This is a genomic window from Paracoccus aminovorans (genome assembly GCF_900005615.1).
Taxonomy (GTDB): Bacteria; Pseudomonadota; Alphaproteobacteria; order Rhodobacterales; family Rhodobacteraceae; genus Paracoccus; species Paracoccus aminovorans.
This window is the reverse complement of the sequence record NZ_LN832562.1, coordinates 33274-53639: the sequence shown is the minus strand read 5'-3', so window position 1 is coordinate 53639 and position 20366 is coordinate 33274. Positions and strand designations below refer to the sequence as shown.

At 70.0% G+C, this 20366-nt stretch carries 18 protein-coding genes; 7 read left to right on the top strand and 11 right to left on the bottom strand.

The genetic code is table 11. The annotated features are described in order from the left end of the window. Positions 1-71 precede the first annotated feature (71 nt). Both JCM7685_RS16445 and JCM7685_RS16440 read right to left on the bottom strand, forming a co-directional pair. Entirely contained in the window at positions 72-788 is a 717-nt protein-coding gene (locus JCM7685_RS16445) for a response regulator (RefSeq protein ID WP_074966662.1), read from the bottom strand. Then, entirely contained in the window at positions 785-2341 is a 1557-nt protein-coding gene (locus JCM7685_RS16440) for a DUF4118 domain-containing protein (RefSeq protein ID WP_231964748.1), read from the bottom strand. Before JCM7685_RS16440 ends, JCM7685_RS16445 begins: the two co-directional genes overlap by 4 nt. Before the next feature lie 112 nt (positions 2342-2453). Between JCM7685_RS16440 and JCM7685_RS16435 the strand changes: the two genes are divergently transcribed. After that, complete coding sequence (locus tag JCM7685_RS16435; protein WP_083412618.1) at positions 2454-4355, top strand: potassium transporter Kup; 1902 nt, start codon at positions 2454-2456, stop codon at positions 4353-4355. 167 nt (positions 4356-4522) lie between these two features. Here the strand turns inward: JCM7685_RS16435 and JCM7685_RS16430 are convergent, their stop codons facing one another. From JCM7685_RS16430 to JCM7685_RS16415, 4 genes are read right to left on the bottom strand one after another with little or no spacing between them, the layout of a single operon-like run. Then, positions 4523-6286: an acetyl/propionyl/methylcrotonyl-CoA carboxylase subunit alpha gene (locus JCM7685_RS16430; protein WP_170848900.1), complete on the bottom strand. Its 1764-nt coding sequence runs from the start codon at positions 6284-6286 to the stop codon at positions 4523-4525. After that, positions 6283-7836: a 5-oxoprolinase subunit B/C family protein gene (locus JCM7685_RS16425; protein WP_074966661.1), complete on the bottom strand. Its 1554-nt coding sequence runs from the start codon at positions 7834-7836 to the stop codon at positions 6283-6285. Before JCM7685_RS16425 ends, JCM7685_RS16430 begins: the two co-directional genes overlap by 4 nt. Positions 7837-7838: 2 nt before the next feature. Then, the gene (locus tag JCM7685_RS16420) at positions 7839-8105 is read right to left on the bottom strand and encodes a D-glutamate cyclase family protein (protein WP_083412616.1); all 267 of its coding nucleotides are present in this window, start codon (positions 8103-8105) and stop codon (positions 7839-7841) included. Continuing rightward, positions 8102-8869, bottom strand: a complete 768-nt coding sequence (locus JCM7685_RS16415; protein WP_074966660.1) for a LamB/YcsF family protein — start codon at positions 8867-8869, stop codon at positions 8102-8104. Before JCM7685_RS16415 ends, JCM7685_RS16420 begins: the two co-directional genes overlap by 4 nt. Positions 8870-9045: 176 nt before the next feature. On the opposite strand from JCM7685_RS16415, the gene JCM7685_RS16410 reads away from it, so the two are divergent. The 3 genes from JCM7685_RS16410 to JCM7685_RS16400 all read left to right on the top strand — a co-directional run bounded on the left by JCM7685_RS16410 (position 9046) and on the right by JCM7685_RS16400 (position 13374). Further along, on the top strand, positions 9046-10227 hold the full coding sequence (locus JCM7685_RS16410) for an HPP family protein (RefSeq protein WP_074966659.1): 1182 nt from the start codon (positions 9046-9048) through the stop codon (positions 10225-10227). Between the two features lie 90 nt (positions 10228-10317). Beyond that, the gene (locus JCM7685_RS16405; RefSeq protein WP_074966658.1) at positions 10318-11280 is read left to right on the top strand and encodes a glycosyltransferase family 2 protein; all 963 of its coding nucleotides are present in this window, start codon (positions 10318-10320) and stop codon (positions 11278-11280) included. A gap of 9 nt (positions 11281-11289) precedes the next feature. Further along, on the top strand, positions 11290-13374 hold the full coding sequence (locus tag JCM7685_RS16400; RefSeq protein ID WP_074966657.1) for an NAD-dependent epimerase/dehydratase family protein: 2085 nt from the start codon (positions 11290-11292) through the stop codon (positions 13372-13374). Here JCM7685_RS16400 and JCM7685_RS16395 read toward each other — a convergent pair whose 3' ends face one another. The 3 genes from JCM7685_RS16395 to JCM7685_RS16385 all read right to left on the bottom strand — a co-directional run bounded on the left by JCM7685_RS16395 (position 13375) and on the right by JCM7685_RS16385 (position 16129). Further along, positions 13375-13887: an AmiS/UreI family transporter gene (locus JCM7685_RS16395; protein ID WP_074966707.1), complete on the bottom strand. Its 513-nt coding sequence runs from the start codon at positions 13885-13887 to the stop codon at positions 13375-13377. Positions 13888-13989: 102 nt separating this feature from the next. Further along, positions 13990-14937 (bottom strand): hypothetical protein, encoded by a 948-nt coding sequence (locus JCM7685_RS16390; protein ID WP_074966656.1) that lies wholly within the window; start codon positions 14935-14937, stop codon positions 13990-13992. 100 nt (positions 14938-15037) lie between these two features. After that, positions 15038-16129, bottom strand: a complete 1092-nt coding sequence (locus JCM7685_RS16385) for a DUF475 domain-containing protein (protein WP_074966706.1) — start codon at positions 16127-16129, stop codon at positions 15038-15040. 275 nt (positions 16130-16404) lie between these two features. Between JCM7685_RS16385 and JCM7685_RS16380 the strand changes: the two genes are divergently transcribed. Continuing rightward, the gene (locus JCM7685_RS16380; protein ID WP_074966655.1) at positions 16405-17397 is read left to right on the top strand and encodes a glycosyltransferase; all 993 of its coding nucleotides are present in this window, start codon (positions 16405-16407) and stop codon (positions 17395-17397) included. Between the two features lie 167 nt (positions 17398-17564). Here the strand turns inward: JCM7685_RS16380 and JCM7685_RS16375 are convergent, their stop codons facing one another. Continuing rightward, positions 17565-17825: a DUF1127 domain-containing protein gene (locus JCM7685_RS16375; protein ID WP_074966654.1), complete on the bottom strand. Its 261-nt coding sequence runs from the start codon at positions 17823-17825 to the stop codon at positions 17565-17567. A 103-nt stretch (positions 17826-17928) separates the two neighbouring features. Here JCM7685_RS16375 and JCM7685_RS16370 point away from each other — a divergent pair, with 103 nt between their 5' ends. Continuing rightward, positions 17929-18813: a LysR substrate-binding domain-containing protein gene (locus JCM7685_RS16370; protein WP_074966653.1), complete on the top strand. Its 885-nt coding sequence runs from the start codon at positions 17929-17931 to the stop codon at positions 18811-18813. On the opposite strand, the gene JCM7685_RS16365 is transcribed toward JCM7685_RS16370, so the two are convergent. Continuing rightward, positions 18810-19250: a PACE efflux transporter gene (locus tag JCM7685_RS16365; RefSeq protein ID WP_074966652.1), complete on the bottom strand. Its 441-nt coding sequence runs from the start codon at positions 19248-19250 to the stop codon at positions 18810-18812. The genes JCM7685_RS16370 and JCM7685_RS16365 overlap by 4 nt on opposite strands. 83 nt (positions 19251-19333) lie before the next feature. On the opposite strand from JCM7685_RS16365, the gene JCM7685_RS16360 reads away from it, so the two are divergent. Next, positions 19334-20272, top strand: coding sequence for a LysR family transcriptional regulator (locus JCM7685_RS16360; protein WP_074966651.1), 939 nt, complete (start codon positions 19334-19336; stop codon positions 20270-20272). Positions 20273-20366 lie beyond the last annotated feature (94 nt).

The window sequence follows — 20366 nt, the reverse complement described above, 5'->3', positions numbered from 1 at the left end:
GCCTAGGCGATGCCTGTAACGATCATACGGCAAGGGTGTGACGGTCGGATGACGATTTGCCGGCGGGGGCGTCAGCCCGGGGCGCCGGGATCGGCGGGGCCGGGCTCGGGCGCGGCCCAGCGATAGCCGATGCCGGGCTCGGTCAGGATCAGTTCGGGCCGGGCCGGATCGTGCTCCAGCTTCTGGCGCAGCTGGCCGACAAAGACCCGCAGATAGGGCACGTCGTCGACATGGGCCGGCCCCCAGACCAGCTGCAGCAGCCGGCGATGCGTCATCACCCGCCCGGCATTGCCGGCCAGCGCCGCCAGCAGGTCGAATTCCTTGGGCGTCAGCCGCAGCGCCTCGCCGTCGCGGCTGACCTGATGCGCGGCCAGGTCGACCAACAGCCCGCCCTGCCGGATCTGCTCGGCCCGGGCGGCGCGGCGCGGGCGCAGGCTGGCGCGCAGCCGGGCCAGCAATTCGCCGATGCCGAAGGGCTTGGCGACGAAATCGTCGGCGCCGAGATCCAGCGCCATGATCTTTTCCATCTCCTGGTCATGGGCCGAAAGCACGATCACCGGCAGGTCCCAGCGCAGCCGCAGCCGCTCGATCACCTCCTTGCCGTTCATGTCGGGCAGGCCCAGGTCCAGGATCACCAGATCCGGCGCCAGAGCGGCGACCTGGGCCAGGGCCTCGGCGCCCGAGGCGGCCAGGCAGGTGTCATAGCCAGCCGCCGCCAGCGCGTGGCCCAGGAATCGCTGGATCTGCGGCTCGTCGTCGACGACCAGGATCAGGCGGCGCTCGCTCATGCGCCGCTTCCGGCCTCCGGCCGCGGAACCGGCAGCCAGATCGCCAGCGCCGTCCCGCCAGGGGCCGCCGTCATCCGCCCGCCCAGCGCCCGGGCGATGCCCTTGCAGATCGGCAGGCCCAGCCCGGTGCCCGGCGGCGCCCCCACCGCCTGGTCCGAGGCCAGCCATGCCGCGATGGCCGGCGGCAGCCCGCGCCCGCCGTCCGCGACCGTCAGCACCAGTTCCTCGCCCTCGACCGCACCAGTGACGCGGATCGGGCCGGGCGCGTATTTCACCGCGTTCTCGACCAGGTTGAAGACGGCCTGCTCCAGCAGCCCGGCCTCGGCCCGGATCATCGGCAGCGGTGCCAGTTCCGCCGCGATCTGCGCCTGCGGCCAGCTACGCCGCGCCCGCGCCACCGCCGCCTGCACCACATCGCCGGCATCGACCCAGGCCATCTGCGCCGCGATCCCCGATTGCAGCCGGGTCAGTTGCAGCAGCTTCTCGACATAGCGCGCCAGCCGGCCGGATTCCTCCTCGATGGCGGCCAGCAGGTCGGCCTGCGAGGCCGGCGGCAGTGTCGCGCCCAGTTCGCGCAGCGTCGTCACCGCGCCCAGGATGGTCGCCAGCGGCGTGCGCAGGTCGTGCGACAGCGAGGCGAGCAGCGCCGCCCGGGTCTCTTCCGCCGCCGCGCGGCGGCGCTCGGCCTCGGCCGCCTCGGCCAGGGCAAGCCGCTGCAAGGCCTGCTCGGCCTGGCGCAGCACCACCTCGATCCCGGTCTCGCGCCAATCCCGGTCGCGCCGTTCGGGGGCCAGCCGGGCGTGGCCCAGCACCAGCCGCCGCGCACCGCCGGCGCCCAGCGGATAGAAACTCAGCCGCGCGCCGCTCCAGCCGCGGGCGGCGGCCAGTTCGGCCCGGCCGCGGCGAAAGGCCACATCGGCGGCGTCCAGATCGCTGGCCTCGGGCAGATAGCCCCGGGGCTCGGCCGCCAGCAGGCGCAGCTGGCCGTCCTGCGACGCCAGCGCCGCCGCCGGTCCCTGCGACAGGTCGTGCAGATGGCGCAGCGCGATGCGGGCCACGTCCTCGGTGCTGGCGGCGCCGGCCAGGTCGCCGCTGACCCGCGACACCACCTCAAGCGCCGCCGCCCGGCCCTTGGCGGCATCGACCTGCTCGCGCAAACGCCCCGCCAGAATGCCGGTCAGGCCGGCCGCCAGCAGAAAGACCGCCAGCGTCACCAGGTCCTGCGGCCGGGCGATGAGCAGGGTGAAATGCGGCTCGACGAACAGGAAGTTGAAAGCGGCGATGGCGCCCAGAGCGCTGGCGATGCCGACCCAGAAGCCGAAGGCGGCGGCGCTGACCAGGACCGCGGTCAGGAACAGCAGGATCGAGACGTTCTCGGGCAGGAAATGATGCAGCCGCGCGGCGCCCAAGGTCACCAGCCCCAGCAGCAGCGCCGCACCCAGCAGGCCGCCCAGCCGCGGCGCGGTGCTCCAGCGGCGGTCGTCGGGCGGCAGACGGTGCGGATCCGGACTGTCCATGGCCGGATCTGGCGCCATGGCGCGGCGCTTGTCCATGGGTCTTTACGCTTTCCTTACGCCCCGCCTGCGAATCCCTGTCGATCTCTTATGCGCCGCCGGGTCATGCTGCCTGTCCTGCCGGAGGCGATTCCGGCGCAAGGAAACCGACATGGCAAGTCTCGATACCCCTCTGTCCGACAGCGCGATGCGCCGCCCCGGGCTTCTGCCGCTGTCGCTGGCCGCGCTGGGGGTCGTCTATGGCGACATCGGCACCTCGCCGCTTTACGCCTTCCGCGAGGCGATGCTGGCCGCCGGCGCCCGTCACGGCGGCGTGGCGCGCGAGGACGTGCTGGGCGTGCTGTCGCTGATCGTCTGGGCGCTGGTGCTGGTGGTGACGGTGAAATACGTGCTGATCCTGCTGCGCGCCGACAACCAGGGCGAGGGCGGCACGCTGTCGCTGCTGGCGCTGGCGCAGCGCGCCATGGGGCGGCAGAACCGGGCGGTTCTGGTGCTGGGGCTGATGGGCGCGGCGCTGTTCTACGGCGATGCGGCGATCACCCCGGCGATCTCGGTGCTGTCGGCCATCGAGGGGCTGAAGCTGGTCACCCCCGGCGTCGATCCGTTCATCGAGCCCATCGCCATCGCCATCATCATCGCCCTGTTCCTGGTCCAGAACCACGGCACCGAGGCCGTGGCGCGCTTCTTCGGCCCGGTGATGCTGGTCTGGTTCATGGTCATGGCCGCCGGCGGCATCCACTGGACGCTCCAGGACCCCGAGGTGCTGGCGGCGCTGAACCCTGTGCACGCCCTGCGCTTCCTGATGGACAACGGCAAGCTGGGCCTGATCGTGCTGGGCGCGGTGTTCCTGGCGGTGACCGGGGCCGAGGCGCTTTACGCCGACATGGGCCATTTCGGCCGCAAGCCGATCCAGCTGGCCTGGCTGTTCATGGCCTTCCCCGCCCTGCTGCTGACCTATTTCGGCCAGGGCGCGCTGGTGCTGTCGCGGCCCGAGACGATGGCGAACCCGTTCTTCCACCTGTTCCCGGCCTGGGCGCTGCTGCCGGTGGTGATCCTGGCGACGCTGGCCACGATCATCGCCAGCCAGGCGGTGATCACCGGCGCCTATTCGCTGACCCGGCAGGCCGTGCAGCTGCGCATGCTGCCGCGCATGAAGATCCGCCATACCTCGGACGAGCATCAGGGCCAGATCTACATGCCCGGCGTGAACCGCTGGCTGATGCTGGCGGTGCTGGCGCTGGTGATGCTCTTCGGCTCGTCCTCCAGCCTGGCCTCGGCCTATGGCATCAGCGTGACCGGGACCATGGTCATCACCGCGCTGCTGGCGATGATCGTGGCCTGGAAGCACTGGAAACTGCCACTGTGGCTGGCGGTGGCGATGATGCTGCCGTTCCTGGTGCTGGACGTGACCTTCCTGGGCGCGAACCTGATGAAGATCGGCGACGGCGGCTATGTGCCGCTGGGCATCGCCGCGGCCATGCTGGTCACCATGGCCAGCTGGATGCGCGGCACCGCCATCGTGCTGGCCAAGGACCGCGAGGCCGAGCTGCCCTTGGCGGCGCTGCTGGCGCAGATCCAGAAATCCGAATCGATCGCGCCGGTGCCGGGCACGGCGGTGTTCCTGACCTCGACGCCGGACCTCGCGCCCTCGGCGCTGCTGCACAGCCTCAAGCATTTCAAGTCGCTGCACGAGCAGAACGTGATACTGACCATCACCACCGCCGAGGTGCCCCATGTCCCCGCCTCGGACCGGGTGCGGATCGAGGACCTGGACGACCGCTTCCGCCGTGTCGCGCTGGTCTATGGCTATGCCGAGGAACCGGACGTGCCGCGGGCACTGCTGCAATGCCGCCGCCAGGGCTGGAAGTTCGACATCATGGCGACCTCGTTCATCCTGTCGCGGCGGCGGCTGCGGATCTCGACCCGCTCGCGCATGCCCAGCTGGCAGGGCAAGCTCTATATCGCGCTGTCGCGCAACGCCGCCGCGGCCTCGGACTATTTCCGCATCCCGGCCGGGCGCGTGGTCGAGATCGGGGCGCAGATGAACATCTAGCCGGCCACGGGAAACCTCCGCGCGATAGCGGAGTCTCGACCGCAAACCCGCAAATTCGCCTTCATTCGGTCGGAAACGCCTTTCGCGCCGAACCTTGCCGAAACCGGAACGATTTCCGCCAGAGCAGGGCTGAAAAGCCGCTCTTCGGCAGCCTGCCCAGAGTTCGTTCAGCCGATCCGGGCCAGGGCCTCGCCGAAGCCCAGCGTCGCGCCCTCTTCCGCTGCGCGAGTGAGCCGGCCTTTGCGATGCGCCTCGACGCGGGTCTCCATCTTCATCGCCTCGATGACGGCGACGACCTGGCCCGTCTCGACCTCGGCGCCGTCCTCGACTTGCCACAGCGTCAGCGTGCCCGCGACGGGGGCGGTCAGGGCGGCGGCATCGGCTTCGGGGGCGGTTTCACCGACCGCCGTGCCCTGCGGCATCTGCGCCAGCAGGTTGCCGGGCAGGCCCAATTCATGCAGCTGGCCGTCGATCTCGATGGCGAGGCGCAGCAGCGGCGCCGGCGGCACCGGGGCGACGCGGGCGTGGGGCGCGACCGCCTGGGCCAGGGTCTCGGCGAAATCGGTCTCGATCCAGCGGGTATGGACGCGGAAATTCCCGTCCTCGGCACGGAAATCCGGCGCCTCGACCACGGCGCGGTCGAAGGGCAGCACCGAGGCGACGCCCTCGATGTGGAACTCGCGCAGCGCACGGACGGCGCGTTGCAGGGCCTCGGCGCGGGTGGCGCCCGTCACGATCAGCTTGGCCATCAACGAATCGAAGCTGCCCGGCACCACCGAGCCCTGGGCCACGCCGCTGTCCAGCCGGACGCCCGGCCCCGAGGGCGCATCGAAGACCTCGACCGGGCCGGGCGTGGGCAGAAAGCCGCGCGCGGGGTCCTCGACATTGATGCGGAACTCGATGGCATGGCCGCGCGGTTCGGGCACGGTCTCGTCGGCCAGCCTTGCGCCTTGCGCGACGCGGATCATGGCGCGCACCAGGTCGATGCCGGTGGTTTCCTCGGTCACCGGATGTTCGACCTGAAGCCGCGTGTTCACTTCGAGGAAGGAGATCGTGCCATTGGCCGAGAGCAGGTATTCCACCGTCCCGGCGCCGGAATAGCCGGCATGGGCGCAGATGGCGCGGGCGGAATCGTGGATGCGGGCGCGCTGTTCGTCGGTGAGGAAGGGCGCGGGCGCCTCCTCGATCAGCTTCTGGTTGCGGCGTTGCAGGGTGCAGTCGCGGGTGCCCAGCACCTTGACGGTGCCGTGCCGGTCTGCCAGCACCTGCGCCTCGACATGGCGCGGGCGGTCGAGGAATTGCTCGATGAAGCATTCGCCGCGGCCGAAGGCGGCCTCGGCCTCGCGGGTGGCGGATTGGAACAGCTCCTCGACCTCTTCCAGCCGCCAGGCGACCTTCATGCCGCGCCCGCCGCCGCCGAAAGCGGCCTTGATGGCGATGGGCAGGCCGTGCTGCTTGGCGAAAGCCAGCGCCTCGGCCGGGGTTTCGACCGGACCGGGGGTGCCGGCGACCAGCGGCGCACCGACGGTTTCGGCAATGCGGCGGGCCTCGATCTTGTCGCCGAGCGCCTCGATCACCTTCGGGTCGGGGCCGATCCAGATCAGCCCGGCGTCCTGCACGGCCTGCGCGAAATCGGCCCGTTCCGACAGGAAGCCATAGCCGGGATGGATGGCATCGGCGCCCGCCTTGCGGGCGATGGCGATGATCTTGCCGGCGTCGAGATAGGTTTCCTTGGGCTTGTCGCCGCCCAAGGCATGGGCTTCGTCGGCCATGCGGACGAACAGCGCGTCGCGGTCGCTGTCGGCATAGATGGCGACGGAGCGGATGCCCTCGTCGCGGCAGGCGCGGATGATGCGGACGGCGATCTCGCCGCGGTTCGCGATCAGCAGGCGGTTGATCGGCCGGGTCGGGCCGGTGGCGAAAAGCGTCATGCGGGCCTCCGTAGCGTGATCGGGGCGAAGTCGTGGGCGGCGGTAAAGCGGATGCGGGCGCCGGGCGGGATCTGGCCGGCGAGGTCCAGCGCCTCGGGGCGCAGCGTGGCGATGACCGGATAGCCGCCGGTCAGCGGGTGGTCGGCCAGAAACAGCACCGGCTGGCCGGAATGCGGGATCTGGACGGCGCCGGTCTCGGCGCCTTCCGAGGGCAGTTCGCGCGCGTCCTCGCGCGTGACCGGCGCGCCCTGCAGGCGGATGCCCACGCGCGAGCTTTGCGGCGTGACCAGCCATTCCTGAGCCAGGAAATGTCGGACCATCTTGGGCGTGAACCAATCCGTGCGCGGGCCGAGGGTCACCGGCAGTTCCACCAGATCGCCGGCTTTCGGCAGCGGCGGTTCGGGTTCCGGCACGGCCGTGGCGGTGGCGGGACGGTTCGCCGGGGTCAGAACCGCGCCCGGGATGATCGGCTCGGGACCGACATGGGCCAGCGTATCGGTCGCAGCCGAGCCCAGCACCGGCGCAGCCCGATACCCGCCGCGCAGGGCCAGATAGCTGCGCATGCCCGCGCCGGGCGGAGCGATGCTGATCTCGTCGCCCGCATCCACCGCGAAAGCCGCACCGCGCGGGATGAGGTGACCGGCGACGCTGGCCTGGGTCGCGCCGGTCAGCGCCAGCACCATGGGTCGGTCGGCCCGCAGCCGGACGGGACCCAGGGTGATCTCCAGCGCCGGCGCGTCCGAGGGGTTGCCGACGGCGCGATTGGCCCTGCGCAGCGCGCCCATGTCCAGCGCCCCCGAGGCGGAAACCCCTTGCCCGCCCTGCCCCGGCCGCCCCTCGTCCTGAAAGACGATGGGAAAGGCGGTGGACAGCACGCGCAGGCCCTGCTCGGGTTGCGGCTGCGGGATGGCGGCCGAGGGGCGGACCTCAGCCTTGCGCGCGACGAAACGGCAGCGCACGCCGGGGCGCAGCAGCGCCGGTGGGTCGCGCGACAGGTCCCACATCGGCACCGCTGTGCGGCCGATCAACTGCCAGCCACCCGGCGTTTCCTGCGGATAGACGCCGCAGAAGCGCCCGGCCAGCGCCACCGAACCCGCCGGGATGCGGGTGCGCGGCGTCGCCCGCCGCGGCAGGTCGAAGCGAGGATCGTCGCAGGTCATATAGGCAAAGCCCGGCGCGAAGCCGCAGAAAGCGACCTGCCAGGTGGTCTCTTGATGGGCGGCATTCAGCTCGGCCTCGGTCAGGCCCATATGGGCGGCGACATCGGCCAGGTCCGCGCCGTCATAGGTCACGGGCAGCTCGACCGTCTCGCTGGCGCGGGCGGCGGGCGGCGTGCCGGGGGCCGGCTGGCGGGCCAGGACCGCACCGGCCAGCCGGCCGTCGGCGGCCACGCCCGGCGCGGTGCGGATCATCAGCGTGCGCGCGGCCGGGACGATCTCGGAGACGCCGGGCACCGGATCGGCCAGAAGCGCGTCGAACAGCGCCAGCGTCTGGTCGAGGTCGTCCAGTTCCGCGAGCAGGGTGCGGGGACCGATGGGCAGGAAGCGCATGCTCATACCTGCCAATGCGTGTCGGGCACGTCGGTGATGAACATGTGTCCCGGCGCATGGGTGATGGCAAAGGGCGGCCTCGACGCCATCAGCGCCGCCTGCGGGGTCACGCCGCAGGCCCAGAACAGCAGGAAGTCCCAGGCCCAGTCCCGGGGCAGCGCGATCAGGTTGCATTGGGTAAAGCCCGGCGCCAGCCCCGCCGTGGGGCGCGGGGGGGCGTTGCGGCAGGATAGCCGGGCGGCGCGGGCGATGGCGATGTCGGGGGTCATGCCGCGCCCGGGGCGAAGGGGGCGATGGTGACGCCGTTCTCGACCAGCACGGCGCGGATGCGGACGGCCATGGCGACGGCTCCGGGGCTGTCGCCATGCACGCAGATGCTGTCGGCGCGCAGCCGCAGGAGCGAGCCGTCCGCCGCCTCGATCGCCCCCTCGGTCGCCAGACGCAGCATTCGGGCGGCGACGGCCTCGGGGTCGTGCAACACCGCACCGGGATCGCGTCGCGAGACCAGCTGTCCGTCGGGGCGATAGCCGCGGTCGGCGAAGGCCTCGGCGATGGTGGGCAGGCCGGCCTCGGCCGCCTGGGCCAGGATCGGCGTGCCGGCCAGACCCATCAGGGCAAGCGCGGGATCGACGACGCGGATGCCCTCGATCACCGCCGCGCCTTGGCGGGCGTCGGTGGCGATGGTGTTGTAAAGCGCGCCATGCGGCTTGACGTAGGTGACGCGGGTGCCGGCGGCGGCGCAGATGCCCTGCAGTGCGCCGATCTGATAGATCACGTCGGCCACCAGCTCGGCATGGGTCACGTCCATGGGCCGGCGGCCGAAGCCCACCCGGTCGGGGTAGGAGACATGCGCGCCGATGGCGACGCCGCGCGCCGTCGCCTCGCGCACCGTGGCCAGCATGGTCAGCGGGTCGCCGGCGTGAAAGCCGCAGGCCACATTGGCCGAGCTGACGATGTCCAGCATGGCGGCATCGTCGCCCATGCTCCAGGCGCCATAGCCCTCGCCCAGGTCGCTGTTCAGGTCGATCCTCATCCCGATTCCTCCGACTGCGGCCGCTTTGCGATCCCTGTGGTTGTCGATCAATTCATAGAGGATTCCCATGGCAAAATCTGCGTTTGCGGGACCGCGCGGGCTTGTCAGCGGGTCGTCGATGCGACAATGACGCGCATCAGCTGCCCATTTGCAGGGCAGATCGGAAAAGGTGCGCAATGACGAAACCGGCCGGGACCATGCTGCACCGGATCGCCCTGGCGCTGGGGCCGGCGATCGCCCCCGGCTCGCCGCGCGAAGCGCTGCGGGCGGGAATCGGGGCGCTGGTCGGGCTGGGGATCTCGGGGCTGTTCCTGCTGTCGCCGGCGACCGACCTGCGGCTGGGGCTCTATATGATCGCGCCCTTCGGGGCGACCTCGGTGCTGGTCTTTGCGGTGCCGAACAGCCCGCTGGCGCAACCCTGGTCGGCGGTGGTGGGCAATGTCGCCGCTGCGGTCCTTGGCGTGATCGCCTGCCTGCTGGTGCCCGATCCGGCCTGGCGCATCGCGCTGGCGGTCGGGACCACCATCGCGATCATGGTGCCGCTGCGCGCCGTGCACCCGCCCGCCGGCGCCGTCGCCATGACTGCGGCGCTGAACCCCGAGGCGATTCAGCAGCAGGGCTTCGGCTTCGTTGTCGCGCCGGTGCTGGCCGGCACGGTGGCGCTGGTGGTGATCGCCATGCTCTACGCCCGGGCGACCGGCCGGCGCTATCCGTTCCGGCATTTCGAGGACCCCGGCCCGCATGGCACCGCCGACCATCCGGCCATGGAGCGGCTGGGCCTGTCCGAGGCCGAGCTGACCGAGATCCTGCAACGCTATCGCCAGTCGCTGAACCTGGGCGTCGAGGACCTGGCCCGGCTGATCGGCGCCGCCGAGCTGCAAGCCGCCAGCCACCACGCCGGGCCGCTGACCGTGGCCGAGGTCATGTCGCGCGACCTGGTGACCGTCGGGCCGCAGACCCGCCTGTCCGTGGTCGCGGACATTTTCCGCGAGCATGGCTTCACCTCGGTCCCGGTGGTCGAGAACGGCGACCAGTTCCGCGGCGTGATCTTCCAGATCCACCTGATCCGCCGCGCGCGCGAGGACGCCTTTCGCCACGACCGCCGGCTGCTTTCGGCCATGACAGACCTGCTGGGCCGCTCGGGCACGGCGGCGCGGGCCGGACAGATCATGCAGACCGATCCGCCGCATGTCGCCCCGGACAGCCCCATCGCGACGCTGCTGCCGATGCTCGCCTCGGGCGACTGCCATGCCGTGCCTGTGCTGGACGGCGGGCGCATCGTCGGCATCGTCACCCAGACCGACCTGATCTCGGCCCTGGCCCGGCAAAGCCTGCGCCGCGAGCGCGCGGCGCATTAACCACTTGCCCATAACGACAGGCCCCGCCGCATTGCAGAAACGGCCGTCTCGCGGCTAATCTGCCGTCGGTTGCGTCAATCCGGGGGAATCATGCACCGTCCGACGCTGGGTGCGGTGGCCATCGGCCGCAACGAAGGCGACAGGCTGAAAGCCTGCCTGCGCTCGCTGGTGCCGCTGTGCGACCGCGTGGTCTATGTCGACAGCGGCTCGCGCGACGATTCCGTGGCTTTCGCCCGGTCGCTCGGCGTCGAGGTGGTCGAACTGGACACGACGACCCCCTTCACCGCCGCCCGCGCCCGCAATGCCGGGGCCGAGGCGCTGCTGGCCGGGGGCGAACTGGACCTGGTGCAATTCGTCGACGGCGACTGCCGGGTCGAGGCCGACTGGCTGGATGCGGGCGTCGCCGCCATGCAGGCCGTCGCGCGGCTTGGCATCGTGACCGGCTGGCGGGGCGAGATCCAGCCCACCGCCACCGTCTACAACCAGATGTGCGAGGTCGATTGGCGCCGCCCCGCCGGCCCTATCGTGGCCTGCGGCGGCGACATGATGGTGCGGGTCGCGGCCTTTCGCCAGGTCGGCGGCTTCGACCCGACGGTGATCGCGGCCGAGGACGACGAATTCTGCCTGCGCATCGGCAAGGCCGGCTGGAAACTGGAGCGGCTGCCGGTGCAGATGACCTGGCACGACGCCGCCATGACCCGTTTCGGCCAGTGGTGGCAGCGCACAATCAGGAACGGCCATGGCTTCGCCCAGGTCGGCGCCATGCATCCGCCGCATTTCAAGCGCGAGCAGCGGCGGGTCTGGGTCTATGGACTGGTGCTGCCGCTGCTTTTCCTGCTGGGCCTGTTCACCAGCGCCTGGCTTTCGGTGCTGGTGCTGGCGCTCTACGGGCTTTCGTTCTGGAAGACCTGGCGCGGACTTGCCGGCAAGCCGATGGCGCTGCACCAGGCGGCGCTGCTGACGCTGGCCAAGATCCCCAACCTCTTGGGGATGCTGACATTCCACCGCCGTCGCCGAAGGGGCGACGATATGCGGATTATCGAGTACAAATAGGAGTTTGCAATGACCTCGGACCTGCGCGTCGCCATTATCGGCGCCGGCTACATCGCCTCGTGGCATGCGGATGCGATCAAGGCTGCGCCCGGGGCGCGGCTGGTCGCGGTCTGCGACCCGGCCCGCGACGCGGCCGAGGCGCTGGCCTCGGGCTATGGCATCGCCGCCTTCACCGACCTGGACCAGATGATCGAGGCCGGGGTCTGCGACGTGGTGCATATCCTGACGCCGCCGAACCTGCACCGCGACCTTGCGGTGAAATGCCTGGGCGCGGGGCTGCATGTGCTGGTCGAAAAACCGGTAGCGCTGTCGGTCGAGGAAGTGGACGCCATGGCCGAAGCCGCCCGCGCCAGCGGCCGGCACCTGGGCGCCTGCCACAACTTCCTGGCGCTGCCGTCCTATGAGAAGCTGAAGGCGGCCAAGAGCACCGGCGATCTGGGCCTGGTCAGCAGCGCGCAGATCAACTGGGCGCTGCCGCTGGTGCCGCTGCGGTCGGGGCCCTACAGCCTGTGGATGCTGCGCGAGACGCCGAACCTGCTTCTGGAGCTGGGTCCGCACCCCTTCTCGCTGGCGACCGACCTTCTCGGCCCGCTGCAGATCGAGCATGTCAGCCTGGGCCAGTGGATCACCCTGCCCGGCGGCGACCAGCGCCCGCAAAGCTGGCGCATCCTGGCCCACGCGGGCAACGTCGACGTGACCATCGCCCTGTCCTTGGTCGAGACCTTCGACGACCGCTCGGTGACGCTGCGCGGCTCATCGGGCATGGCGCGGATGGATTTCGCCGCCGACACGCTGGTGGTGGCGCGCGACAACACCGCCGATCTGGTGCTGAACCCGCTGCTGAAGGAACTGGGCCGCTCGGGCGCCCATCTGCGCGAGGGGGTGCGGAACGCCGTCCGGCAGGCGGCGTCGCTGAACCAGAAAAGCCCCTATGGGCTGAGCTTCCGGGCCACGGTGGCCGCCTTCTACGACGGCATCCGCAGCGGCCGGCCCGACCCGCGCTTCGCGCCCGATGCGGCGCGCGCCGTCATGGCCGGCATCGGCGAGGCGCTGGATCGGCTGCCGGCGCTGCCGCCGGTGCCGGCGCGGCCCATCGGCACGCCGCAGCCGCGCGTCATGGTGATCGGCGGCACCGGCTTCATCGGCCGCAACCTGACCCGGCGGCTGGTCGAGCGCGGGCATGACGTGCGCGTCGTCTCGCGCGGGAAGAACGGGCCCTTCCCCGACCTGGCCGACCATGTCGAGACCCATGGCGTCTCGATGCGCGACGAGGATGGGCTGGCCGAGGCGATGGCCGGGATGGACGTGGTCTTCAACCTGGCCAAATCGACCGACAAGAGCTGGCAGGCGGCGCTGGACAACGACGTGGCCACGACCGAGCGCATCGGCCGCGCCGCCATCCGCGCCGGCATCGGCCGGCTGATCCATACCGGCACCATCGCCTCATACGACATGTCGGACCCCGGCCGGACCATCACCGAGGCCACCGGTTTCGGCGAGATGGAGACCCGCAACATCTATGCCCGCTCGAAGGCCGAGGGCGAAAGGCGGCTGCTGGCCATGCAGGCGCAGGGGTTGCGGCTGGTGATCGCCCGGCCGGGCATCGTGCTGGGCGACGGCGGGCCCTTGCAGCATTGGGGCATCGGCCGCTGGCACGGCGCCGGCGCCGTGCGGCTGTGGGGCAACGGCCGCAATATCCTGCCCTTCGTGCTGGCCGACGACGTCTCGGACGGGCTGATCGCGATGATGGACCGCGACGAGGCCCTGGGCCAGGACTTCAACCTGATCGGCGACCCGATGTTTTCGGGCCGCGACTATTTCGACGCGATCCACGCCCGCACCGGGGCCCGGCTGAAGGTCAGCGGCTCGAACCTGACCGCGCTCTGGGCGGTCGATGCCGGCAAGCAGGGGCTGAAACGCTATGCCTTGCGCAGGAAGGGTGCGACGCCGGCCTCGCTCGCCGACTGGAAATCGCGCGGGCACCTGTCGCCCTTCGACAACCAGAAGCCCAAGCGGCTGCTGGGCTGGGTGCCGGAATCGGACCGCGACGCCTTCTGGCGCCGCGCCATCGACGAGGCACATCTGTTCTGGTGATCAGATCAGCCCGTCCAGCAGCAGGAAGCCGGGCAGCCAGCCGGTGAAGATCCCGGCCAGCAGTGTGACCCAGGCGGTCTGCCGCTGGATCGGGCGGCCCTGCGCCAGCAGCAGGAAATACATGAACCAAAGGACGCCCCAGACCGCCCAGTTCAGCGCCAGCCACAGCTCGGTGGCGCTGCCGGCGTCGGCCAGGGCGCGCAGGGTCACCGGCACGGCGGTGATGGCGACGAACAGGCTGAACCAGCCCAAGCCGCGGCCGTCGGCGCCGGAGAAGCGGTTGTAGGCGACCCACAGATAGGTGGTGCAGAACAAAAGGCTCAGCGCGCCGTTGCGGATGCTGGCCGCAGAAGCGCCGGCGCCGAAGGCGTCGTGCAGCACCGAAGCCCCCGAGACCAGCGCGGTGACCAGGTTGATCACCACGATCTCGCGGTCCGCGATCCGGCCCAACAGCCATAGGCCGTTGAGAAACAGCACCGCACCGACATAGAACAGCACCAATCCGGTCAGCATCGGAACCCCCTGGCAGCAAAGGCAGATGCCCGCAAAAGGCGCGCAATCGCCGACATGCGCAATGGGCATTCTTTCAACCCGCCCGGCATAGAGCCTTCGGGTTTACGGGGCAATCCCGGTCAGCGGCTGGGCGCGCACCACCTGCCAGACGATGTCCTGCAGCCGCCGCGCCAGTTCCGGGGACGGGGCGTGCGCAGGGCTGCCATCGGCCTTGGCCAGCGCCGCCGGCAAGCCGACGGGGCTGCGGCCATAAAGCACCGCGTAATGCGTCAGCGCCACGATATAGGTCCCCAGGTCGTTGAGATGGATCGTGTCTAGCGAGCCGTCCGGGTTGCGGGCGAAAAGCTGCTCGCGCGCGGTCAGCTCGGCGATGCCGCCGGCCTCGGCCTCGCGCACCACGGCCGCCATGACCTGCCCGGCCGGGATCAGCCAGACCGGCTTGCCGGCAGCGCGGGCGGCCGGCCACAACAGGTCGGGCTTCCACATGGTTTCCAGATCCTCCGGCAACCGGGCCAGCCAGTCCTGGGGGTCGTCGAGCGGATGCCAGCTTTCGTAAAGAAAGATCTGGCCCTGAGGGTTGCGGGCGGCAGCCTCGGCCGCCCATTTTCCGACCGCGTTGCGGCTGTCCTTGTAGGCGATGGCGTCCTTCAGCCCCACCATCTCGGTCATGACGAAGGCGTCGTATGCGCCGCTTTCCAGCGCCTCATGCGCCTCGCGGTGATGCGGGGTGGCGTTTTCCTGGGCATAGCCGTTGACCGCCTCCGGACCGCGCCAATGCTCGCTCAGCGCCGCGCCCCAGCCCAGCTGCAACGCGTAGTCGTGACCCTGCCCGGCCATCTGCGCCAGCATCGCCGGCATGTCGCGCCCGACCAGGCTGTGGCCCAGGTGATAGACCCGCAGCGGCCCTTCGGGCAGCGCCCGGGGCACCTGGTACAGCACCTGCACATCCGCGCCGGTATCGGCGACGGCCTTGCCGCGCCACCAGCCGGCGGCGAACCAGATCAGCGCCAGAAGGACGGCGGCAAGAACCAGGGCAACGAGATAACGCAAGCGGCGACCTTTCCTTTGGCTGCGACCCTAGCAGAAAATCGGCGCAGCAAAAAGGCCGCCGCCCTTGCGGGGCGGCGGCCGGGATCGGGTTATGCGCGGCTTACGCCTTGTGGTTGTGACGGTTCCAGCGGATCGAGGACCAGAACGAGATGCCGATCAGCGTCGCACCGCCCAGGCCGGTGATGACCTCGGGGATATGCACCAGCGGCTGCACGAACATGATGACCGACAACGCGATGATGGCATAGAAGGCGCCATGCTCCAGGAAGCGGTATTCGGCCAGCGTGCCGCGATCGACCAGCATGATGGTCATGGAGCGCACATACATGGCGCCGATGCCCAGGCCGATGGCGATGACGAACAGGTTGTGCGTCAGCGCGAAGGCGCCGATCACGCCGTCGAAGCTGAAGGACGCGTCCAGCACTTCCAGATACAGGAACGCGCCCAGACCGCCCTTGGCGCCGGCCTGCAGCGTCTGCTGGCTGCTGTCCAGCAGCCCGCCCAGCACCTCGACCAGCAGGAAGGTCAGGAGGCCCCAGATCGCCGAGCTGAAGAAGACCTGCGATTCGGCCCCCTCCAGGAAGCGCGAGAAGATCAGCACCGTCACCAGCACCACCGCGACCTCGATGCCGCGGATGGTGGCATAGCGCTGCATCTTGTCTTCCAGCCACTTGACCCAGTGGACGTCCTTTTCGTGGTCGAAGAAGAACGACAGGCCGACCATCATCAGGAAGGTGCCGCCGAAGGCCGCGATGGGCAGATGCGCGTCATGCATGATGCGCGAATATTCGTCCGGCTGCGTCGCCGCCAGCACCATGGCCTGCCACGGCCCGATCTTGGCCGCGATGACCACGATCAGCAGCGGAAAGATGATCCGCATCCCGAAGACGGCGATGATGATGCCCCAGGTCAGGAAGCGCCGCTGCCAGACCGGCGTCATGTCCTTGAGCTTGTTGGCATTCACGATCGCATTGTCGAAGGACAGCGAGATTTCCAGCACCGCGAGCACGGCGCAGATGAAGAAAACGGACAGCGTGCCGCCGACCGTTCCGGTCGACTCCCAGCCCAGGAAGGCGCCAAGCGCCAGTCCAAGGACGGTGACGATGAAGGCCCAAGTGAAATATTGCACGGTGGGGCGAGGCGCCCGGCCACCGATGCCGCTCCCCGAAAGAGGATTGCTTCCCTGCGTCATGTGAAAAAGTTCCAGGCGGCTGGTCAAAGATCGATGCCGACATCACGAACGTGCCGCCACGTCCGCCAGAGGGGCCCGGACATCAAACTGCGTTCTCGCAACAGCGTGAACAGAGCCGGCATGCCGGAATTCGCACCGCATTGCAAGCGTTTCCTTGAACCGGCCGCGCATTTTCCGCGCCCGCTGCTTGTTCGGCCGGCGGCGATCCGCTAGTCAGGCCGCGCAGCGCGGCCCGGCCCTGCCGGCGAAGGCGCCAGAAAGGACGAAAGCCCCAGATGCGCGCAAGCCCAGACCTGCCGGATCGCGACCGCCTGCGAATCGCCGCCCTGGTCGTCACCCACAACCGGCAAGAGAAGCTGCGCGTCACCATCGCCCGGCTGCTGGCCGAGGACCTGGACCATGTGCTGGTCTTCGACAACGCCTCGACCGACGGCACCGGGGATTATCTGGAAAGCGTGGACGACCCGCGTTTCGTCGTCATGCGCAGCCCCGAGAACCTGGGCGGCGCCGGCGGCTTCGCCCATGGCCTGCGCCAGCTGGTCCAGCACCACGACCCCGACTGGATCGTGGTCATGGACGACGACGGCCGCCCGTTCCCGGGCACGATGGCGCGGTTCCGGGCGCTGGACCTGGGCGGCTGGGACGCGCTGGGGGCGGCGGTGCTGACGCCCTCGGGCCAGGTCTGCGAGATGAACCGGCCCTATCGCAACCCGTTCTGGCGGCTGCCCGAATTCCTGCGCACCCTGGTCGGCGGCGGCCGCGGCGGCTTCTACATCGACGACCGGACCTACGACGCCGGCTCGGATCCGGTCGAGATCGACATGAGCTCCTTCGTCGGCCTGTTCCTGTCGCGGGCCTGTTTCGCGCGGGCGGGTTATCCGGACGAGCGGCTGTTCATCTATGGCGACGACCAGCTCTATACGCTGGAGATGCGGCGCAAGGGACTGCGCATCGGCTTCCTGCCGGAACTGCGTTTCGAGCACGACACCGGCGCCGTGCATACCGGCGGCCATATGGTGCTGCGGCCGCTGTGGAAGGTGTATTACATCCACCGCAACACGCTTCTGGCCTATCGGGTGGCGGCGGGGCCGTGGTTCTGGCCGCTGCTGCCGCTGCTGGCGCTGAAATGGCACCGCCGGGCGCGACACTACGGGCCCGACGCGGCGCGCTATCGCCGCATCATGCGCCGGGCCTTCCGCGACGGGCTGCGCCGCCGCCTGGGGCTCAGCCACGCCGAGATCGTGGCCCTGGCCGAGCGGCGGGACTAGCAGCCTGCCGAACAATCTCCGCGACGCGGCAGAATGGCAAAGAAGCGGGAAGGTCGTCTGGGATCGCCCGAAAATGGCCTGCTGTCCGGCCGATCCTGGTCGGACCCGGAACGATTTTCCGCCCCGACCGCCTCTCGGAGGTCCTTTTCGGCAGCCGGGCAGCGGTCTTACCACAGGTGACGGCGCAGGGCGTCGCCCTCTTGCGGCGGGGCGGCCTCGGTGCTGCGCATGTCGGGCACGCCGATGTCGCGCAGCAGATGCGCCGGCAGGTCGGCCAGGGCCTTGCGCGTCGCCGGATCGTCCAGCGCCGCCATCCGGTCGGGGCAGACGGATAGGGTGGGCTTATCCCGGCGCAGCACACCGAGGACCAGCCGGATCAGGCCCGGCAAAGGGCTGACCTGCCGGTTATATGCGGAATTGTCGGGCATCTCGCCCTCCTTTCGGCGGTGGTGGTTGATCCACGACCCGATCATGCTAGCTTCGCGCGGCGATGGCCAACAAAGCCTCGGCACCTATCCATAAGGCAGCCTTATGTCCATTCCTCCGCTTGCCGCCCTGCGCGCCTTCGAGGCGGTGGCCCGGCATCTGAGCTTTACCCGCGCCGCGCAGGAGCTGGGCATGACCCAGGCCGCCGTCAGCTATCAGATCCGCCTGCTCGAAGAGCGGCTGGCGACGCCGCTGTTCCTGCGCAAGCCGCGCGGGATCGCACTGACCGAGACCGGGGCGCTGTTCGCGCGGCCGACCGTCGACGCCTTCGACATGCTGCGCGAGGCCTATGCCGACCCCTCGGCGGATGCGGTCTCGACGCTGTCGATCTCGACCGTGCCGACCTTTGCCGGGGCCTGGCTGTCGCCGCGGCTGGGCAAGTTCCAGATGCATCACCCGAACCTGGCCGTGCGGCTGGAGACCAGCGACACCCTGGTCGATTTCGGCCGCGAGGACATCACCGTCGCCATCCGCGCCGGCGAGGGCGACTGGCCGGGGCTCGAGGCGCATTGCCTGATGCCCATCGAATACACGCCCATGATCTCGCCCGCGCTGGCAAAAAAGCTCGACCTGCGCCAACCCGCGGACCTGCTGAAACTGCCGCTGCTGGACCGGCAGGACCCGAACTGGGCGGTGTGGATGCAGGCGGCGGGGGTGGAGTTCTGGGAAACCCCGCCCAAGCCCGGGCTGACGCTGTCCACCGACCTGCACGAGGCGCGGGCGGCGCTGGAAGGCTATGGCGTCGCGCTGCTGACCCCGCGCTTCTTTCGCTTCGAACTGGCGACCGGCAGCCTGATCCAGCCCTTTCCGCTGGTGGCGCCGAACGGCCGCAGCTTCTGGCTGGTCTATCCCAAGGGCCGGCGCAACCGCCCCGCGATCCGCAAGTTCCGCGCCTTCCTGCTGGACGAGATCGCCTGCGACCCTGGCTAGGCCGGCTGGCCTTCCGCCGCCCGGGGCAGCGGAAAGAGCCGGTCGTAGGCGACGTTGAAGACGAAGTTGTAGACTAGGTAGAAGGCGACGATGAACAGATCCAGAAGCAGCGTCTGCCACAGCGTCATGCCCAGGTACCAAGCCATCGGCGGCAGCAGCATGACCAGCAGCCCCAGCTCGAACAGGACGGTATGCAGCAGCCGGTGGCGCAGCGCCTTGCGCACGTCGCCGGCCCAGCGCCGCATGGCGTGGTCGAAGCCCAGGTTGAAGACGAAGTTCCAGACCGTCGCCAGCGTCGCCGCGCCGACGCCGACCACGCCCATGTCGAGCACCGGCTTGTCATAGAGCCAGGCCGCCAGCGGGGTGACGATCGCCAGCCCGATCAGCTCGAAGCTGACCGCATGGCGGACCCGATCCGGAAAGCTGCGCATGGTCATGGTGATTCTCCGTCATTGCCTCGGACGTTTTCTATCTGTATTTCCCGGGATGCAAAGTTGGATACCATCTGATCGGCAGATAGATGACGGTGACGCTGGAACAGCTGGAGGCCTTTGCCGCCGCAGCCGAGCACGGTTCGTTCTCGGCTGCCGGCCGGGCGCTGCGCAAGGCGCAATCGGCGATCAGCACCCAGATCTCGAACCTCGAAGAGGACCTGGGCGTGGCGCTGTTCAGCCGCCAGGGCCGCAACCCGGTGCTGACGCCCGCGGGCGAGCGGCTGCTGGCCGAGGCGCGGGTGGTGCTGGACCGGCGCGCGCATCTGATCGGCGTCGCCGCCAGTTTCGAGGCCCATGTCGAAAGCCGCCTGGTCGTCGCCGTGGACGAGCTCTACCCCGAGGCGGTGCTGGCCGCGCTGCTGGCCGAATTCGCCGCCCATTTCCCGCATGTCGAGCTGGAACTGCTGTTTCCGATGATGGAGGACGTGAGCCGGCTGATCCTGGACGGCAAGGCCGACATCGGCGTGATGTGGCGCCAGGAGGCGCTGCCGCCCGAGATCGGCTTCCGCACCCTGGGCTGGGTGCCGCTGCAGCTGGTCTGCGGCCGGGACCACCCCCTGGCCCAGGGCGCGGTGGAATGGGAGGACCTGAAGCGCCACCGCCAGCTGATGGTCGCCGTGCGCAGCGAGGGGCCGGAAAAGCAGCGCCTGCGCACCGCCGCCGAGGTCTGGTGGGTGGAAAGCCACTGGGTGATCCTGCAGCTGGTCCGGCGCGGCATCGGCTGGGCGCTGGTGCCCGACCACATCATCCGCGAATCGCCGGTCCGGGACGAGCTGGCGATCCCGCCGCTGCGGTTCGACGGCGCCGACTGGCCGGTGGCGCTGGAACTGGTCTGGCACAAGCAGCGCCCCAGCGGGCCGGCGGCGACATGGCTGCGGGAACGCTTCGCCGCCCGGCAGATCAGCGACTGGCCGCGCCACAATCAGACGACCGTCGAGCAACGACCCGAAGGAGGGACGACATGACACCGAGAGCAGCCGGCATCGGCGCGGGCCACGCCCGCCCGCCTGGAACCATCGACCACCACGGCGCGGCGCGGACGGCGGACGCGCGCTGGAA

Excerpts from the sequence above, each read along its gene's own strand:
- JCM7685_RS16415 (WP_074966660.1), bottom strand. The coding sequence starts at position 8,869 with ATGAGGATCGACCTGAACAGCGACCTGGGCGAGGGCTATGGCGCCTGG.
- JCM7685_RS16425 (WP_074966661.1), bottom strand. The coding sequence starts at position 7,836 with ATGCGCTTCCTGCCCATCGGTCCCCGCACCCTGCTCGCGGAACTGGAC.
- JCM7685_RS16440 (WP_231964748.1), bottom strand. The coding sequence starts at position 2,341 with ATGGACAAGCGCCGCGCCATGGCGCCAGATCCGGCCATGGACAGTCCG.
- JCM7685_RS16385 (WP_074966706.1), bottom strand. The coding sequence starts at position 16,129 with ATGACGCAGGGAAGCAATCCTCTTTCGGGGAGCGGCATCGGTGGCCGG.
- JCM7685_RS16365 (WP_074966652.1), bottom strand. The coding sequence starts at position 19,250 with ATGACCATGCGCAGCTTTCCGGATCGGGTCCGCCATGCGGTCAGCTTC.
- JCM7685_RS16395 (WP_074966707.1), bottom strand. The coding sequence starts at position 13,887 with ATGCTGACCGGATTGGTGCTGTTCTATGTCGGTGCGGTGCTGTTTCTC.
- JCM7685_RS16410 (WP_074966659.1), top strand. The coding sequence starts at position 9,046 with ATGACGAAACCGGCCGGGACCATGCTGCACCGGATCGCCCTGGCGCTG.
- JCM7685_RS16420 (WP_083412616.1), bottom strand. The coding sequence starts at position 8,105 with ATGACCCCCGACATCGCCATCGCCCGCGCCGCCCGGCTATCCTGCCGC.
- JCM7685_RS16445 (WP_074966662.1), bottom strand. The coding sequence starts at position 788 with ATGAGCGAGCGCCGCCTGATCCTGGTCGTCGACGACGAGCCGCAGATC.
- JCM7685_RS16370 (WP_074966653.1), top strand. The coding sequence starts at position 17,929 with ATGTCCATTCCTCCGCTTGCCGCCCTGCGCGCCTTCGAGGCGGTGGCC.
- JCM7685_RS16400 (WP_074966657.1), top strand. The coding sequence starts at position 11,290 with ATGACCTCGGACCTGCGCGTCGCCATTATCGGCGCCGGCTACATCGCC.
- JCM7685_RS16375 (WP_074966654.1), bottom strand. The coding sequence starts at position 17,825 with ATGCCCGACAATTCCGCATATAACCGGCAGGTCAGCCCTTTGCCGGGC.
- JCM7685_RS16360 (WP_074966651.1), top strand. The coding sequence starts at position 19,334 with ATGACGGTGACGCTGGAACAGCTGGAGGCCTTTGCCGCCGCAGCCGAG.
- JCM7685_RS16380 (WP_074966655.1), top strand. The coding sequence starts at position 16,405 with ATGCGCGCAAGCCCAGACCTGCCGGATCGCGACCGCCTGCGAATCGCC.
- JCM7685_RS16430 (WP_170848900.1), bottom strand. The coding sequence starts at position 6,286 with ATGACGCTTTTCGCCACCGGCCCGACCCGGCCGATCAACCGCCTGCTG.
- JCM7685_RS16405 (WP_074966658.1), top strand. The coding sequence starts at position 10,318 with ATGCACCGTCCGACGCTGGGTGCGGTGGCCATCGGCCGCAACGAAGGC.
- JCM7685_RS16435 (WP_083412618.1), top strand. The coding sequence starts at position 2,454 with ATGGCAAGTCTCGATACCCCTCTGTCCGACAGCGCGATGCGCCGCCCC.